Origin of the sequence: Vibrio nigripulchritudo ATCC 27043 (assembly GCF_000222685.1) — a bacterium.
Classification (GTDB): Bacteria; Pseudomonadota; Gammaproteobacteria; order Enterobacterales; family Vibrionaceae; genus Vibrio; species Vibrio nigripulchritudo.
Window position 1 is genome coordinate 101,999 of sequence record NZ_AFWJ01000112.1, and the last position, 15,829, is coordinate 117,827.

Annotated in this window: 15 protein-coding genes and 1 tRNA gene; 9 read left to right on the forward strand and 7 right to left on the reverse strand. The window is 45.6% G+C overall.

Going from position 1 to position 15,829, the window contains the following annotated elements; all coding sequences use genetic code 11:
- The first annotated feature begins 138 nt into the window (after window positions 1–138).
- A complete protein-coding gene (locus RH89_RS10975) occupies window positions 139–2,055 on the forward strand; it encodes a hypothetical protein (RefSeq protein ID WP_004401839.1) in 1,917 nt (638 codons plus the stop codon).
- A 56-nt stretch (window positions 2,056–2,111) separates the two neighbouring features.
- On the opposite strand, the gene RH89_RS10980 is transcribed toward RH89_RS10975, so the two are convergent.
- The 5 genes from RH89_RS10980 to rpsU all read right to left on the reverse strand — a co-directional run bounded on the left by RH89_RS10980 (window position 2,112) and on the right by rpsU (window position 6,840).
- Window positions 2,112–2,187: transfer RNA gene (locus tag RH89_RS10980), tRNA-Ile, on the reverse strand.
- Window positions 2,188–2,330: 143 nt separating this feature from the next.
- A complete protein-coding gene (gene rpoD / locus RH89_RS10985) occupies window positions 2,331–4,172 on the reverse strand; it encodes an RNA polymerase sigma factor RpoD (protein ID WP_004401840.1) in 1,842 nt (613 codons plus the stop codon).
- A 129-nt stretch (window positions 4,173–4,301) separates the two neighbouring features.
- Window positions 4,302–6,056 carry a DNA primase gene (gene dnaG, locus RH89_RS10990; protein WP_004401842.1) on the reverse strand — a complete coding sequence of 585 codons (1,755 nt, stop codon included), beginning with the start codon at window positions 6,054–6,056 and terminating at the stop codon, window positions 4,302–4,304.
- A 100-nt stretch (window positions 6,057–6,156) separates the two neighbouring features.
- Window positions 6,157–6,600 (reverse strand): GatB/YqeY domain-containing protein, encoded by a 444-nt coding sequence (locus tag RH89_RS10995; protein ID WP_004401843.1) that lies wholly within the window; start codon window positions 6,598–6,600, stop codon window positions 6,157–6,159.
- A 24-nt stretch (window positions 6,601–6,624) separates the two neighbouring features.
- On the reverse strand, window positions 6,625–6,840 hold the full coding sequence (gene rpsU / locus RH89_RS11000) for a 30S ribosomal protein S21 (RefSeq protein WP_001145625.1): 216 nt from the start codon (window positions 6,838–6,840) through the stop codon (window positions 6,625–6,627).
- Window positions 6,841–7,049: 209 nt separating this feature from the next.
- On the opposite strand from rpsU, the gene tsaD reads away from it, so the two are divergent.
- Both tsaD and RH89_RS11010 read left to right on the forward strand, forming a co-directional pair.
- Window positions 7,050–8,066, forward strand: coding sequence for a tRNA (adenosine(37)-N6)-threonylcarbamoyltransferase complex transferase subunit TsaD (gene tsaD / locus RH89_RS11005; protein ID WP_004401865.1), 1,017 nt, complete (start codon window positions 7,050–7,052; stop codon window positions 8,064–8,066).
- A gap of 65 nt (window positions 8,067–8,131) precedes the next feature.
- Entirely contained in the window at window positions 8,132–8,947 is an 816-nt protein-coding gene (locus RH89_RS11010; RefSeq protein WP_004401867.1) for an alpha/beta fold hydrolase, read from the forward strand.
- Here RH89_RS11010 and plsY read toward each other — a convergent pair.
- Window positions 8,944–9,549, reverse strand: a complete 606-nt coding sequence (gene plsY / locus RH89_RS11015) for a glycerol-3-phosphate 1-O-acyltransferase PlsY (RefSeq protein WP_004401868.1) — start codon at window positions 9,547–9,549, stop codon at window positions 8,944–8,946. The two genes, RH89_RS11010 and plsY, sit on opposite strands and share 4 nt — an antisense overlap.
- Window positions 9,550–9,661: 112 nt before the next feature.
- On the opposite strand from plsY, the gene folB reads away from it, so the two are divergent.
- From folB to RH89_RS11030, 3 genes are read left to right on the forward strand one after another with little or no spacing between them, the layout of a single operon-like run.
- Complete coding sequence (gene folB / locus RH89_RS11020) at window positions 9,662–10,021, forward strand: bifunctional dihydroneopterin aldolase/7,8-dihydroneopterin epimerase (protein ID WP_004401869.1); 360 nt, start codon at window positions 9,662–9,664, stop codon at window positions 10,019–10,021.
- Window positions 10,018–10,512 (forward strand): 2-amino-4-hydroxy-6-hydroxymethyldihydropteridine diphosphokinase, encoded by a 495-nt coding sequence (gene folK / locus RH89_RS11025; protein WP_004401870.1) that lies wholly within the window; start codon window positions 10,018–10,020, stop codon window positions 10,510–10,512. Before folB ends, folK begins: the two co-directional genes overlap by 4 nt.
- Window positions 10,509–11,312 carry an undecaprenyl-diphosphate phosphatase gene (locus RH89_RS11030; protein WP_004401875.1) on the forward strand — a complete coding sequence of 268 codons (804 nt, stop codon included), beginning with the start codon at window positions 10,509–10,511 and terminating at the stop codon, window positions 11,310–11,312. Before folK ends, RH89_RS11030 begins: the two co-directional genes overlap by 4 nt.
- A gap of 78 nt (window positions 11,313–11,390) precedes the next feature.
- Here the strand turns inward: RH89_RS11030 and can are convergent, their stop codons facing one another.
- Window positions 11,391–12,044 (reverse strand): carbonate dehydratase, encoded by a 654-nt coding sequence (gene can, locus RH89_RS11035; RefSeq protein ID WP_004401877.1) that lies wholly within the window; start codon window positions 12,042–12,044, stop codon window positions 11,391–11,393.
- A gap of 290 nt (window positions 12,045–12,334) precedes the next feature.
- On the opposite strand from can, the gene RH89_RS11040 reads away from it, so the two are divergent.
- From RH89_RS11040 to RH89_RS11050, 3 genes are all read left to right on the forward strand, one after another.
- Window positions 12,335–13,996 (forward strand): SulP family inorganic anion transporter, encoded by a 1,662-nt coding sequence (locus RH89_RS11040; RefSeq protein WP_004401879.1) that lies wholly within the window; start codon window positions 12,335–12,337, stop codon window positions 13,994–13,996.
- Between the two features lie 131 nt (window positions 13,997–14,127).
- Complete coding sequence (locus tag RH89_RS11045; RefSeq protein WP_004401881.1) at window positions 14,128–15,039, forward strand: ABC transporter ATP-binding protein; 912 nt, start codon at window positions 14,128–14,130, stop codon at window positions 15,037–15,039.
- Between the two features lie 3 nt (window positions 15,040–15,042).
- Window positions 15,043–15,813, forward strand: coding sequence for an ABC transporter permease (locus RH89_RS11050; RefSeq protein WP_004401889.1), 771 nt, complete (start codon window positions 15,043–15,045; stop codon window positions 15,811–15,813).
- Window positions 15,814–15,829: the final 16 nt, after the last annotated feature.

The following is a 15,829-nucleotide window of genomic DNA, read 5'->3' on the forward strand; positions in this document are numbered from 1 at the left end:
ATGCTTTTGCATGGCTTTTCTTTATTTATAAAATCTAAAATCATTTTGGAACAATGTATTACGTTGGTTAACAATTGAACTGATGATTTAATTATCAGCTCATATACTCTTTCTCTTTTACAACAGAGAGGTGAATATATGAAAGCTGGAAATGTTTTATTCAGTCTGATGCTATTAGTGCCGACGTACGCTTATTCCTATCAGTGCGCCATTGAAATTCCTCCCATTTCTTGTGATGGGCGAAGTGGGATTTTCATGAAAAATCCTGGAAGTACACTGGTTAAGTGGGACGAAAAATCACCCTATACGGTTAAGGGCGGTGAGCAACTCTCTGTTGCGGTGTGTAACTACAAAAATTCAAAAGTCACTAACCAGGTAATTTCCGATTACTCCTTGATTCCGACTATTATCGGCAGCGTTGGCAAGAATGCTTCTTTGCGAATTGATATTACAAACAGTGCCAATATCGAAGTCAGTCATAAACTGGTCATGGGAGAAGAATTACCGGAAGGTTTACCTAACAACAACCCTCCTTCGGTTCCTCCCGTACCGGAACCAGACATCGCTACTCCCGCACTCATTTCAGACATTATCCATGGTGATGTAAAAGAAGGGGCACAGATTCAAGTTAATGTTGAGTCTTCAGCAAACGTTCGCTTAACAGGAGCCAATTCAGAGCTTCACATAGGTAAAGCCAGTTTGTTTGAAGAAGTCATTAACAAGCCTAGAGATGGTCAGCATTCTCATATTCACTTTGGGTGTCTACAGCTAGATTTGGAAGACACAGCCAACGTTTATGGCACTAAAACCAGTTACGTTTACATTCGGGATGGGCAGCTTGAAGATGAGAACATTGATTATACTCTCGGTATCTCAAGCATCTTGATTGAGAAAGAAAACGTCGCCAATGTTCGAGCGAAAGAACTCCACATTTTTGATGGCGAACTGTCTGACGAGAGCGTAGATACGCAAAATTTTTCCAGTTCTAACATTAACTTGATTTTCGATAACGTCGGTAATGCTCGTGTGGATAGCTTACGCATTGTGGATGGAGAGCTGGTGGATGAAGTTCTGGATACATCAAATGTCCGCCACAGCTTAGTGTCTATATCTCTTGATGATGTGGCGAACGCCACAGGCTCAAAACTTCATATCCATGAAGGGGAATTGTTGGATGAGGTCTTGGATGCCCAAAACATAGCGCACTCGAATATTGCTATTTCCCTAGAAGAGGCTGGTAACAGCGCAACAGTGAACAATGTTTACATTCTGGAAGGAGAACTGATTGATGAAGTAATGGACATTGGAAAACTGGATCACTCACTGGTGTCTATCGATATAGAAGAAAGTGCCAATTCCAGCGGATTCAATACCACTATTCATCATGGTGAGCTTCTTGATGAAACCCTTGATGCTATAGAAGTGAACCATTCAGGGGTTTCTATTGAACTTGAAGAAACAGGCAATGTTTTTGGCGGTGGGAAAACCTACATAGAATGGGGAGAATTAGTTGATGAAGTCCTTGATGTTGAGAGTAGTTTTAAGTTTTCCAGAGCTAACATCGAGATTTTAGATACGGCTAACAGCAACGCAAAAGATGTGGAAATTATACGCGGGGAATTGCTGGACGAAACCTTTGATGTGCAAGACGTAACGAATGCTAACATCGCCATTGATGTACGCCATACTGGCAATGTTAGAGCCGTTAACCAACTGAAAATTACCTATGGTGAGCTGGTTGATGAGGTATTTGATCATCGTTCCATTGCAGGCTCAACTGTGCATGTAGATCTAAACTCTGTGGCAATTGCTGGTTCATCAAAAAACAAAGCTCAAAGTGTAACCCTAAAGCACGCCGAACTGCTGGATGAAGTCGTAGACACTGAACTTACAATGACCAGCACATCTGGAACCGTCAAAGTGAAAAAGTCCGCGAATGCATTCTCAAACACGCTAAATCTCGAAATGGGTTCACTTGCTGACCGGTTTGTTGATGTACCAGTAGAAGCGCCCATCAGCTTTCAGAAAGTAAATTCTGGTGAGTGGAAGAAATAGCACTCGGTGAAAAAGTAAAAAGCCTGATGAGTTTCCTCATCAGGCTTTCAGAAATATGGTGGCCCCTCGCAGACTTGAACTGCGGACCAATCGATTATGAGTCGACTGCTCTAACCACTGAGCTAAGGGGCCAGTAGGTGGATGATTATAGGGGAAGCCTTGGGGTGTGTCTAGATAGGTGGGGGGCAATTTATGTCTAGTTTTTGCGCACTTAGAACGCAGAAAACAAAAAAGGTGAGCAAGTGCTCACCTTTTGTACATCTTAGGTATCGTAATTACTCGTCTAAGAAGCTGCGCAGTGTTTCTGAGCGGCTTGGGTGACGAAGTTTACGAAGTGCTTTTGCTTCGATCTGACGAATACGTTCACGAGTAACGTCGAACTGCTTACCTACTTCTTCAAGCGTGTGGTCAGTGTTCATATCAATACCAAAACGCATGCGCAGTACTTTCGCTTCACGAGGTGTCAAACCGGCAAGCACGTCTTTGGTTGCAACACGCAAGCTAGTTGAGGTTGCAGAATCCAGAGGCAGTTCCAGCGTGGTATCCTCGATAAAATCACCCAGATGCGAATCTTCATCATCACCGATAGGGGTTTCCATCGAGATTGGCTCTTTCGCAATCTTAAGGACTTTACGAATCTTGTCTTCAGGCATCTGCATACGCTCTGCCAATTCTTCTGGAAGCGGTTCACGACCCATTTCCTGAAGCATTTGACGTGAGATACGGTTCAGCTTGTTGATCGTTTCAATCATGTGAACAGGGATACGAATGGTACGTGCCTGGTCTGCAATTGAACGAGTGATCGCCTGACGGATCCACCATGTTGCGTAAGTCGAGAACTTGTAACCACGACGGTATTCGAACTTGTCTACCGCTTTCATCAGACCGATGTTACCTTCCTGAATCAGATCCAGGAATTGTAGACCACGGTTGGTGTATTTCTTCGCGATAGAAATAACAAGACGCAAGTTTGCTTCAACCATCTCTTTCTTAGCACGGCGAGCTTTCGCTTCGCCAATAGACATGCGACGGCTGATGTCTTTGATGCTTTGAACTGGAAGAGAAGTCTCTTCTTCAATAGTCTTCAGCTTAAGAATACTACGACGAATTTCTTCTTCGTTACGCTTGATCTTATCAGCGTATGGTTTGCCTGAAGCAAGTACTTCATCCAACCACGCTTCAGAAGATTCATTACCTGTGAACAGTGCAACGAATGACTTCTTAGGCATGTCGCCGTATTCAACACATGAACGCATAATGAGACGTTCTTGTGTACGAACACGATCCATTGAAGTACGAAGCTCGTTTACAAGGTAATCAAACTGTTTTGGAATCAGGCGGAACTGACGGAAAACATCAAGCAATTCAGTTGCAGATTCGCTTGCCAGAGCTGTCTCGCGACCTTTCTCATTAATGGCTAGCTGCAGGTTTTGATACGCTGTGCGTAGCTCGTTGAATTTCTCAGCGGCTAGCTCAGGGTCAATACCTGTATCTTCTTCTTCGTCATCGTCATCGTCTGAATCCGAGTCATCGTCGTCTTCATCGTCAAGATCTTGTTCTGCTAGCTCTGAGCCGATGTGTGTTGCAGTCGGTGCTGCGGTCTCTTCATCGTTCGGATCAACAAAACCAGAAATGATGTCTGTTAAGCGAAGTTCTTCAGCCTGAACTTTATCAAACTGCTCAAGAATGTAAGAAATGGTGCCAGGGTATTCGGCAACAGAACACTGAACTTGGTTAATACCATCTTCAATGCGTTTTGCGATATCGATCTCGCCTTCACGAGTCAACAGTTCAACAGTACCCATTTCACGCATATACATACGTACAGGGTCTGTGGTGCGGCCAATTTCACTTTCTACTGTAGAAAGTGCAGCTGCGGCTGCTTCAGCAGCATCTTCGTCGGCTACTGCCTCATTCATCATGAGGTCATCGGCGTCAGGAGCCGTTTCAACAACTTGGATACCCATGTCGTTGATCATCTGAATGATGTCTTCTACCTGTTCAGAATCGACGATTTCTTGTGGTAGGTGGTCGTTTACTTCGGCATAGGTCAGATAGCCTTGTTCCTTACCTTTTGCGACAAGTAACTTTAGCTGTGACTGCGGATTTTGATCCATAGACGATATCCAACTTCAGGTCTGGTGATGAGTTTAGTTTTGCGAAATGCAAACCGCCAATTTTATCAAAAAAAATTGCTGATGACTATGACAACTTAGCACATAATTTCACCGCTACTTGGTGGGTATTTATGCCTTTAAGTCCAGCATTAGAGCGACGAGCTCTCTCTTTTCGTCGGGTGTTAGGCCGACACTTCTGTCTTTCGCTTGTAGCGATTCAATTTGTTTTTCAACGCACTGGGCAAGAATGTTGTCCAGTGAATCGAGGAAAATGTCTTCCTGATTATCTTCTTCGAGAGGTACTTCCCAACCTGCGAGGCGTGATAATAGTGTTCCGTTTTTCTCGTTGCGCCAATGCTCTAGTAGCTGGCCAGTGTTTATATTGGGATGGGCTCGGCATTTATCAAGTACTTCCCCAAATAAACTTAACCCGGGAAGATTAATATGGCGGATACTGGATAAATCCGGCACCATTTCCACGTAATGCGGGTTTTGCAACAGTAAAGCGATAACTTCGCGCATCGGAGTGCGCTTAATGTCACTGTGTGGTTTTGGTATTGATTCTGACTGTCGCTTTTTCGGTTTTCTCAGCTGATTGTCAAACCCGGTTTTTTCATCCAGTAGCTTTTCGAGCAGCTCCTGAAAATAGGGATCTGGAATCTTATTGATAAGCTCTGAAGCGTACGCCCGAAGTGCAGATTTCCCCTCATTGGTGCCTAGATTGAGTTGGTGCAATTCAATCAGGTTTTCAAACAGGTAAGACGATAATGGAGTGGCGTTTTTTACCTGTTCTTCAAATGCTTCTTTACCGTGTTGACGAATGTAGCTGTCTGGGTCTTCACCGTCGGGTAAGAACAGGAATTTCAATGTATTGCCCGTCTTTAGGTAAGACAGAGAGTTTTCCAAAGCTCGCCATGCGGCTTCTTTACCTGCACGGTCACCGTCATAACAGCAAACTACCGTATTGGTTTGTCTGAACAAGACTTGCAGATGATCGCCAGTGGTAGAGGTGCCCAGCGATGCAACGGAGTAGTCCACTCCGTATTGCGCTAAAGCTACTACATCCATATAGCCTTCAACGACGAGAACCTGTGGGGGTTCGCGATAAGCTTGAAGCACTTCGTAAAGACCGTAAAGTTCTTTACCTTTATGGAAAATCGGGGTTTCTGGGGAGTTTAGGTACTTGGGAGTCCCATCTCCAATGACTCGACCACCAAAACCGATAACCCGACCACGACGGTCGCGAATTGGAAACATGACCCGACCACGGAAGCGGTCGTAACGGTTGCCCTTGTCATTTTCAATCAGCATACCGCCAGAGACTAGCATCTCCTGAGCATTGGGAGACTGACCGAAGTTCTTACGAACTAAGTCCCATTCATCAGCAACAAAACCGATACCGAATTTTTGAACCACTTCTTTCGATAGTCCACGATCTTTTAAATAATCGATGGCATGTTTGCTGCTCGAAAGTTTCAGTTGAGAACGGTAGAACTGGGCAATGCTGCCCATCATGTCATACAGGTTACGTTTTTGTTCAGTATTGGCTTTTGGTGCTGTGCTGAAGCCACCTCCGCTTCGTTGTTCTCTTGGCACTTCTAAGCCAAGATAGGAAGCGAGTTCTTCAATGGTTTCAACAAACTCTAAGCGTTCGTACTCCATAAGGAAATCGATAGCATTGCCGTGAGCACCACAGCCAAAACAGTGATAGAACTGTTTTTCCTGGCTGACACTGAACGAAGGGGTTTTTTCATTATGGAAAGGGCAGCAAGCACTGTAGTTCTTACCTTTCTTTTTGAGCTTCACTCGTGCATCAATGATATCGACAATATCAAGGCGTGCTAAGAGGTCATCAATAAAGGAACGAGGGATCTGTCCTGCCATAAAAACCAGAATGTTGAATTAGAAGAAAATAGAGGCTTGCAGATACAAACAAGCCGCGCATTCCAGAGGATAGCACGGCTTGTTGCAATTTGATTTAGGTTTAAGCCAATTTAGCGCGAACGAGTCCGCTGACTTTACCCATATCTGCGCGCCCTTGAATTTGCGGTTTAAGTACGCCCATCACTTTGCCCATGTCTTGCATGCCCGCTGGGTTTGCTTCAGAGATTGCGGCATCAATTAATGCAGCAACTTCGTCATCTGTAAGCGGTTGAGGCATAAAGTCCTCTAGCACAGTGATTTCAGCTTTTTCCGCATCTGCTAAGTCCTGACGACTTGCAGCTTCGTATTGAGCGACTGAATCGCGACGTTGTTTAACCATTTTGGTCAGCACACCTAAGATGTCTTCGTCGGTCAGAGTGATCCGCTCGTCGACTTCTCTTTGCTTAATGGCTGACAGGGCTAAACGAATAGTGCCAAGGCGCGCTTTGTCCTTGGCTTTCATCGCTAATTTTTGCTCATCTTTGAGTTTATCAATGAGAGCCATAACTTAGTCCTTTTGGATAAGTTATTAGTACAGACGAACGCGACGTGCGTTTTCGCGAGCTAGCTTCTTAGCGTGACGCTTTTGAGCTGCTGCTTTAGCGCGTTTGCGAACTGTAGTTGGTTTCTCGTAGTGCTCGCGACGACGCACTTCAGAAAGAATACCTGCTTTTTCGCAAGAGCGCTTGAAACGACGTAGAGCAACGTCGAACGGTTCGTTTTCACGTACTTTAACTACTGGCATATGCCTTTCACCTCAGGGGTTATTCGTTAATGCTGGTACCTTACCAACCAATCAGGGCTCCTGAATGGTCTTTAACCAGCTTGATCAAAAATGGTGCGGAATTTTAATCTGAACAGTCACCCTTTGTAAAGTATTATCGCAGTCAGAACTGGTTAATTTTTTTCCGTAGCGGTAAACTTGCGCCAATTCTAGCTACAACTGAGAACGTAATGCGCATTTTAGGTATAGAGACGTCCTGTGACGAAACAGGCATCGCCATCTACGACGACCAAGAAGGGCTACTGAGCCATAAGCTCTATAGCCAGGTTAAGCTTCACGCAGATTACGGTGGCGTCGTGCCAGAACTGGCTTCTCGCGACCACGTGAAGAAGACCATCCCCCTCATTAAAGAAGCATTAAAAGACGCAGGTCTGACTTCCAAAGATATTGACGGTGTGGCTTATACCGCCGGTCCTGGTTTGGTTGGTGCTTTGCTTGTGGGAGCGACGATAGGCCGAAGTGTCGCCTACGCCTGGAATGTGCCAGCAGTACCGGTTCACCACATGGAAGGGCATTTACTTGCTCCAATGTTGGAAGATAACCCACCTCCTTTTCCATTTGTCGCGCTTTTAGTGTCTGGTGGCCACACCATGATGGTGGAAGTAAAAGGAATTGGTGAATACCGAATTCTTGGTGAGTCTATTGATGACGCAGCGGGCGAAGCGTTTGATAAAACGGCCAAACTGATGGGGTTGGATTACCCGGGGGGGCCTCTGCTTTCTCGTTTAGCGGAGAAAGGCACGCCTGGTCGTTTTAAGTTTCCTCGCCCAATGACGGATCGTCCAGGGCTGGACATGAGTTTCTCGGGTTTAAAAACCTTTGCAGCCAATACCATTGCCGCCAATGGCGATGATGAACAAACGCGAGCCGATATTGCGTATGCTTTTCAGGAAGCGGTTTGTGCAACTTTGACGATTAAGTGTAAGCGAGCCCTAGACCAGACTGGGATGAAACGCATTGTTATTGCTGGTGGTGTAGGTGCAAACAAACAGTTGCGTGCCGATTTAGAAGCATTAGCGAAAAAGATTGGCGGAGAAGTGTATTATCCACGAATCGAATTCTGTACTGATAACGGTGCAATGATTGCGTACGCAGGAATGCAGCGTCTGAAAAATAATGAAGTTGCAGACCTATCAGTGTCGGCAAAGCCTCGCTGGCCTATCGATCAGCTAGAACCTATCAAATAAACATGAAAAGCCACCTTATAAGGTGGCTTTTAACTCTCAATTGAATTTTCCTCGAAAGGAATTATATGGCTACTTTTACGCGTCATGGTCAAACCATGCATTATCAAGATGTCGGTCAAGGTCCTGTGCTTTTATTGGGTCACAGCTATTTGTGGAGCAGCGAAATGTGGCAACCACAGATTGAGGTGTTGAGTCAGAATTACCGTTGTATCGTTCCGGATTTATGGGCTCATGGGCAATCAGATGCCTTACCGCAAGAAACGTCTACTCTACAAGATTATGCTGGCGACCTACTGGCATTAATGGATCATCTTGAAATTCAGGAGTTCAGCATTATTGGGTTATCCGTTGGTGGTATGTGGGGAACTGAAGTCGTGACCCTTGCTCCATCGCGAGTGAAATCCATAGTGATAATGGATTCTTTTGTTGGGTTAGAACCTGAAATCACTCATGCGAAATACTTCGGTATGTTGGATGCGATTTCACAAGCCCAGTCAGTACCAGCTCCTATCCTTGATGCAGTCGTTCCACTATTTTTTGCCGATAATGCGGAAACCAGCAGCCCTGAGTTAGTCGCCAATTTCCGTGAATCTCTCGGTCAGTTGCAAGGCGATGCGGCAGTCAATATCGCTCAGGTAGGGCGCGTGGTATTTGGTCGTCGAGACCAGTTTGAAGACATCGAGAAGTTTGCGCTGCCAGTAATGATTATGGTTGGCGATCAAGACAAACCAAGACCTGTATTTGAATCTCATTTAATGCAAGATGCGATAACAGGAAGTGAGTTAGTGGTTATCCCGAACGCGGGTCATATCAGTAACCTGGAGCAACCAGAATTTGTAAATGAAAAGCTGACTGGTTTCCTGGAGAAGGTTTACGCCTAAGCTTTTGAAGAGGAGGTGCGGTCGCCTACTTTGGGCTCCGTGCCTTCAAATAAGCGCTTAATGTTTTGGTGGTGGCGCAGAATAATCAGGCAGCACAACATGGAAACAGGAAGTGTGTACTCTGGGCGGAACCACCAAGTATAAAGAGGCGCAACCAGTGTTGTTAATATAGAAGCAACCGAAGAATAGCGGGTAACAAAGACAATCGTCACCCAGGTTGCCATCATCATTCCTACCAGACTCAGTCCCATTGGGGCCATAGACCCCAACGCTGTTGCGACACCTTTACCACCTCTGAAATGAAAAAACAGCGGGTACATATGTCCCAGACATGCCGCTATGGCGACGACTCCCAAAATCACGTCTTCCACACCTAAATACCAACTCAGCCATACCGGAATAGTGCCTTTGAGCATGTCGAACAGCAGCACGGAAACTGCGGCAATTTTAGATCCACTACGCAACACATTGGTTGCACCAGGGTTATGAGAGCCAGTTGTACGAGGATCAGGGATGCGGAACAGTCGGCAAATCAGAACCGCACTCGAGATCGAACCTAGCAGGTAGGCTGAGATGATCATGATCAGTGCAGTAGGCGTCATATTAGTCCTTAATTCACCAAAAGTTATGCTGATTAGGTGGTTAAAATCGAGTATATTCTACGGGTTTTTGCCTCAAATGGGTATCCGACCTGTAAACGATAAAGGAAGAATAATGGCTTTAGATAAAGTATTCATCGAACAATTGGAAGTGATTACCACGATTGGGGTTTACGACTGGGAACAAGAAATAAAGCAAAAGCTGGTTCTGGATATCGAAATGGCTCATGACAATCAGCCTGCTGGTAAAAGTGATGATGTTGCTGATGCTCTGGATTATGCGCAGGTCAGCGAAGCCGTATTATCCCATATCGAAAATGGTCGTTTCCTATTGGTAGAACGAGTTGCCGAAGAAGTCGCAGAACTCATCATGTCACGTTTTTCTGTGCCATGGGTTAAGATTCGACTGGCTAAGCCGGGTGCTGTTCCTCAAGCCAGAAGCGTAGGCGTGATCATCGAGCGAGGTCAGGCATGATCACCACCTACATTGGTGTAGGGTCAAATATTGAACGCAAAAAGCACGTTCAAGCTGCGTTGTCAGAGTTACGTAAACTGGGTGAACAAATTCGGATCTCGACTGTCTACGAATGTGCTTCGGTTGGGTTTGAGAGTCGTCCTTTTTATAACCTGGTAGTAGAGATGAAAACCTCGCTTAGCTTATCCAGTTTATCGAGTACTTTAAGAGAGATCGAAATTCGATGGGGGCGCGACCCGGACGCACAGAAGATGCAGGATCGGACTTTAGACCTCGATATCGTGCTTTATGGCGATGTGGTTTCCAGTAAGCCTTCTCTCCCACGCGAAGACATCTATAAATACGCGTTTGTCATTCAGCCTATGTACGAGCTTTGCCCTGAATTGGTCATTCCCAATGATGGCAGAACGGTCACGCAGATACGGCAAACTATGAATAATTTTGATTCGCTGATCGCGGTGAATCCTTTTGATAGTGACGTAAGTAAATGAGTTATTTTGAAGCCTTTATGCTTGCTCTGATTCAGGGGCTGACAGAGTTTCTTCCTATTTCCAGTTCCGCTCACCTAATTCTGCCTTCAGCCATTCTTGGCTGGGAAGATCAAGGCTTGGCGTTTGATGTCGCCGTACATGTTGGTACATTGCTCGCCGTCGTAATTTACTTCCGGAAAGAAGTGGTCACCTTATTTGCTGCTCTGTTCGGTTCCATCTTCAAAGGTGATCGAAGTAAAGAAGCCAAGCTAGCGTGGATGATTGTAATTGCGACTATTCCAGCCTGTCTGTTCGGCTTGTTCATGAAAGACATTATTGAACTTTACCTACGGAGTGCTTGGGTGATAGCGACCACGACGATTGTGTTTGCACTGCTGCTCTGGTGGGTAGACAAGAACTCTCCATTAAAAGACGACGAATATCAGGCAGACTGGAAAAAGGCGGTCTTTATCGGCATTTCTCAAGCATTAGCAATGATTCCGGGTACTTCACGTTCAGGCGCAACCATCACAGCGGCGCTCTACCTAGGCTTTACTCGTGAAGCCGCAGCGCGATTCTCTTTCCTGATGTCCATCCCAATCATTACTCTGGCTGGTAGCTACTTAGGTTTAAAACTGGTGACAAGTGGTGAACCAGTGCACGTTGGCTTCTTATTGACGGGCATTGTCACGTCATTCATCAGTGCTTATCTGTGTATCCACTTCTTCCTGAAGCTAATTTCTAAGATGGGAATGACGCCATTCGTCATCTATCGATTGGTGTTAGGTTTCGGCTTGATAGCATTTTTGATGATGAATTAATCGGATTCTGAACCAAAGAAGAAAGCGGTCGACAATGTCGACCGCTTTTGTTTTGTCTTGTGATTACTCTGATTCAAGTCAGCTACCTACATTCATGATCTTCGCCATTGAAGCTTGGTAGGAGACTTCCAGTGATTCTCGGCTGTGGCAGCGAACACCAAGATCATTGAGTACACCATCGCCTATGCCGTAGATCCAGCCGTGGATCTGTACCTGCTGACCTCGCTCCCACGCAGATTGCATGATGGTGGAGTTACCTAAGTTGTAGACCTGTTCTGCAACGTTGATTTCGCAGAGTTTGTTTGACCACTCTTCACGGGGCAGGCTACCAAGCCAGTTTCTGTGTTTGAGATAAAGATCTCGGATATGCAAAAGCCAGTTGTTGATCAACCCGAGCTGAGGGTTCTCAATCGCCGCATTGACACCGCCACAGCCATAATGCCCGCAGACTATGATGTGTTTTACTTCAAGAACGTCGACGGCGTACTGAACGACGGAAAGGCAGTTGAGATCGGTATGAATGACCTGGTTGGCGACATTCCGGTGTACAAACAGCTCACCCGATGCAAGCCCAGTTAGTTGCTCAGCAGGGACACGGCTATCTGAGCAGCCAATCCATAGGTATTCTGGGTGCTGGGCTTCGGCGAGCTGAGCGAAAAACTCAGGCTTTTCAGACTTAATGGTCTGCGCCCAAGTCGAGTTATTATTAAATAACTGTTTGATATCCGGCATGCTTACATTTCCTTTTTATTTCCGGACACTATACACAAGCTTGACTTGCTGTACCGCTTTCAAATCAATGTTCTTGACGATTTTATGACTGGTCAGAGTAGCATTTTGTTAAATTTAGAAACGTTTTATTACTCTTTTTTCATATCTCGCAAGTATTGCTGTTAAACGTTTGCATTTGCTTTATAAATTATTCACGACCTCTTTCGTAACAATCGTGTGAATTGATAGTGTGATTCCAATCACTCAATGGTAAAATTCGCCCGCATTTCTATTCATGCAGGAGCAATATTTTGACTGGAAATCGATTCTCGGACTGGAATCTGAAGGGTGATCTATTTGGTGGTGTAACAACTGCGATCATCTCATTGCCTTTGGCACTGGCATTTGGTGTGGCATCCGGAGCGGGTGCGGAAGCGGGCTTGTGGGGCGCCATCATGGTTGGTTTATTTGCCGCTTTGTTTGGTGGATCGTCTACATTGATCTCGGAACCAACCGGACCGATGACGGTGATTATGACGGCGGTACTGACCACCATGACCGCTAAATATCCCGAAGGCGGTATGGCAATGACCTTTACCGTTGTGATGATGGCGGGGGCATTCCAGATCATACTAGGGACGCTCAAGCTTGGTAAGTACGTGACCTTGATGCCCTACAGTGTGATTTCAGGCTTTATGTCGGGTATCGGTGTCATTCTTATTATTTTGCAGCTCTCGCCTTTACTCGGGCACCCAGCTCCTGCAGGGGGCGTGACCGGAACACTCAGTGCCTTGCCTGATTTAATTTCGGAGATGAAGTTCAGCGAGCTGTTTCTAGGGTTACTCACGTTAGGTATTTTGTTCTTCTTCCCTAAAAAATATCGTCGTTACGTTCCTGCCCAATTAGTCGCACTGGTTGCTGTGACTCTTCTCTCTCTTGTTATTTTTGATTTTGATAGCATTCGCCGGATTGGTGAAATACCAGCGGGTCTCCCTTCTTTCGTCATTCCAACCATAAATTCTGAAGTCTTCACGACCATGATCATCGATGCTTTGGTATTAGGTACGCTGGGATGTATCGATACTCTGTTAACCGCCGTTATCGGTGACTCACTGACACGTAAAGAGCACGACTCAGACAAAGAGCTGCGTGGTCAGGGTTTGGCGAACATGATTTCCGGTTTGTTTGGTGCACTGCCAGGTGCGGGTGCAACCATGGGGACGGTTACCAATATTCAGGTGGGGGCTCGCTCTCCTCTGTCTGGTGTCATTCGTGCGCTAGTATTGGCGCTGGTTGTTCTGGTAGCCAGTGGGCTGACAGAACCTATTCCAATGGCGGTGCTGGCAGGTATTGCGGTATACGTAGGTATCAACATCCTTGACTGGAGCTTTATTCAGCGCGCGCACAAGGTTAGCGTGCAAGGTATGGCGATCATGTACGGTGTTATGCTCCTCACCGTATTTGTTGACCTGATTATGGCGGTAGGTCTTGGGGTGTTCATCTCCAACATTATTATTATCGAGAGATTGAGCCGCGAGCAGGCGCGTCAGGTGAAAGCCATCAGTGATGCTGATGAAGATGATGTACCTCTCACCGACAGCGAAAGAAAACTCCTGGACAGTGCCAATAGTAAAGTTTTGTTCTTTTATCTTTCCGGTCCGATGATTTTCAGCGTATCGAAAGCGATTTCTCGTCAGCACAGCAGTATTTCAGATTATGAAGTGATGATTCTGGATTTGACGGACGTACCAATGATTGATGTTACGGTTGGTCTGGCTTTAGAAAATGCGATTAAAGATGCCAAAGATGCGAACTGTGAAGTCTACTTATTGTGCCCTAATGAGCGCACTCGTCAGCAACTGGAGAAATTCCACGTACTTGAACTGGTGGACGATCAGAACACCTTCTCGTTCCGCTATGAAGCGCTGAAATCGGCTGTTAAATACGTTCGAAAAGACGAGTTTGAAGCGTAAAACACGCTCCATACAAGTAATAGAGTTAAAGCGCAGCCACTAGGCTGCGCTTTTTATTTGTGCAGTGGGCTTGAAAAGTTGACACTTCGTCAGCATTTCCATGAAGTTAACTTCGAAAAGAGCGCTGAAGCATGTACGCATTAGAAATAGAGCAACTTCGAAAGACCTACACAGGTGGGTTTGAAGCATTGAAGGGCATCACCGTAAATGTAGAAAAAGGTGACTTTTATGCTTTGCTGGGACCTAACGGTGCAGGCAAATCCACCACCATTGGTGTTATTTCGTCTCTGGTCAATAAAAGCTCAGGCAAAGTGAAAGTGTTCGGGCATGACATTGATTCAGAGCTTGAGCTGGCAAAACAACATCTGGGTTTAGTGCCACAAGAATTCAACTTCAATCAGTTTGAAAATGTCGAACAGATCGTGATGCAGCAAGCGGGGTATTACGGAGTACCTCGCGCAATTGCTAAAGAAAGAGCCAAAAAGTATTTATCAAAACTGGATCTTTGGGACAAACGAGAAGAGCGTGCAATGAACTTGTCTGGTGGTATGAAGCGCCGCCTGATGATTGCCCGAGCATTAATGCATGAACCCCAGCTATTGATTCTTGATGAGCCGACAGCTGGTGTTGATATAGAGCTTCGTCGCTCCATGTGGGATTTCCTGAAAGAGATCAACCAACAAGGAATCACCATCATTCTGACAACTCACTATCTGGAAGAAGCGGAAATGCTGTGTCGAAATATCGGCATCATCAATCGAGGTGAGCTGATTGAAAACACCAGTATGAAAGATTTGCTGAACAAGCTCCATGTTGAGACCTTTATTCTCGATCTGGACAGTAGCGATAATGTGCCCACACTGGACGGTGTCAATTCTCAGCATATCGTTAACGGTTCACTGGAAGTGGAGCTGGAGAAGTCACAAGGGCTTAACCACATTTTCACTCAGTTAACGGAAAGTGGAGTCAAAGTGATGTCGATGCGTAACAAAGCCAATCGTTTAGAAGAGTTGTTTGTCACAATCGTAAGAGAGCAGGGGTAAGAGATGTATCAGTTGTACTGGACGGCATTCAAGAGTCTTCTGGCAAAAGAAATAAACCGCTTTATGCGAATTTGGGTACAAACACTTGTTCCCCCCGCGATCACCATGACGCTGTATTTCATTATCTTTGGTAGCCTGATTGGTTCAAGAATCGGGGAAATGGGTGGCTTCACCTACATGGAATACATTGTGCCCGGCTTGATCATGATGTCGGTGATCACCAACTCTTATTCCAATGTCGCGTCTTCATTTTTCAGTTCTAAATTTCAGAAGAACATAGAAGAGCTGCTGGTGGCACCGGTGCCCAATTACATCATCATTGCTGGATTTGTAATGGGAGGTGTCGTTCGTGGTTTACTGGTTGGGGCTATTGTCACACTGGTGTCTATGTTCTTTGTTGATCTGCAGGTTGAGCACTGGGGCATTATCATCGCTACGGTATTCCTCACATCGGTCGTATTCTCTTTGGGAGGGCTGATTAACGCTGTATTTGCGGGAACATTCGATGACATCTCTATCATTCCTACATTTGTGCTTACCCCGTTAACTTATCTGGGCGGTGTATTCTACTCGATCAGTTTGTTGCCAGAATTGTGGCAATGGGTTTCTAAGATCAATCCGATTGTCTACATGGTGAACGCGTTTCGCTATGGATTCCTGGGAGTGTCGGATGTCGGTATCGCTACATCCTTTGGTGTACTCGGTGTGTTTATTGTTGGTTTGTATGCCGTTGCTCATTATTTAGTCGCGAAAGGCATTGGTCTTCGAAGCTAAATTAGAAAATAAAAAT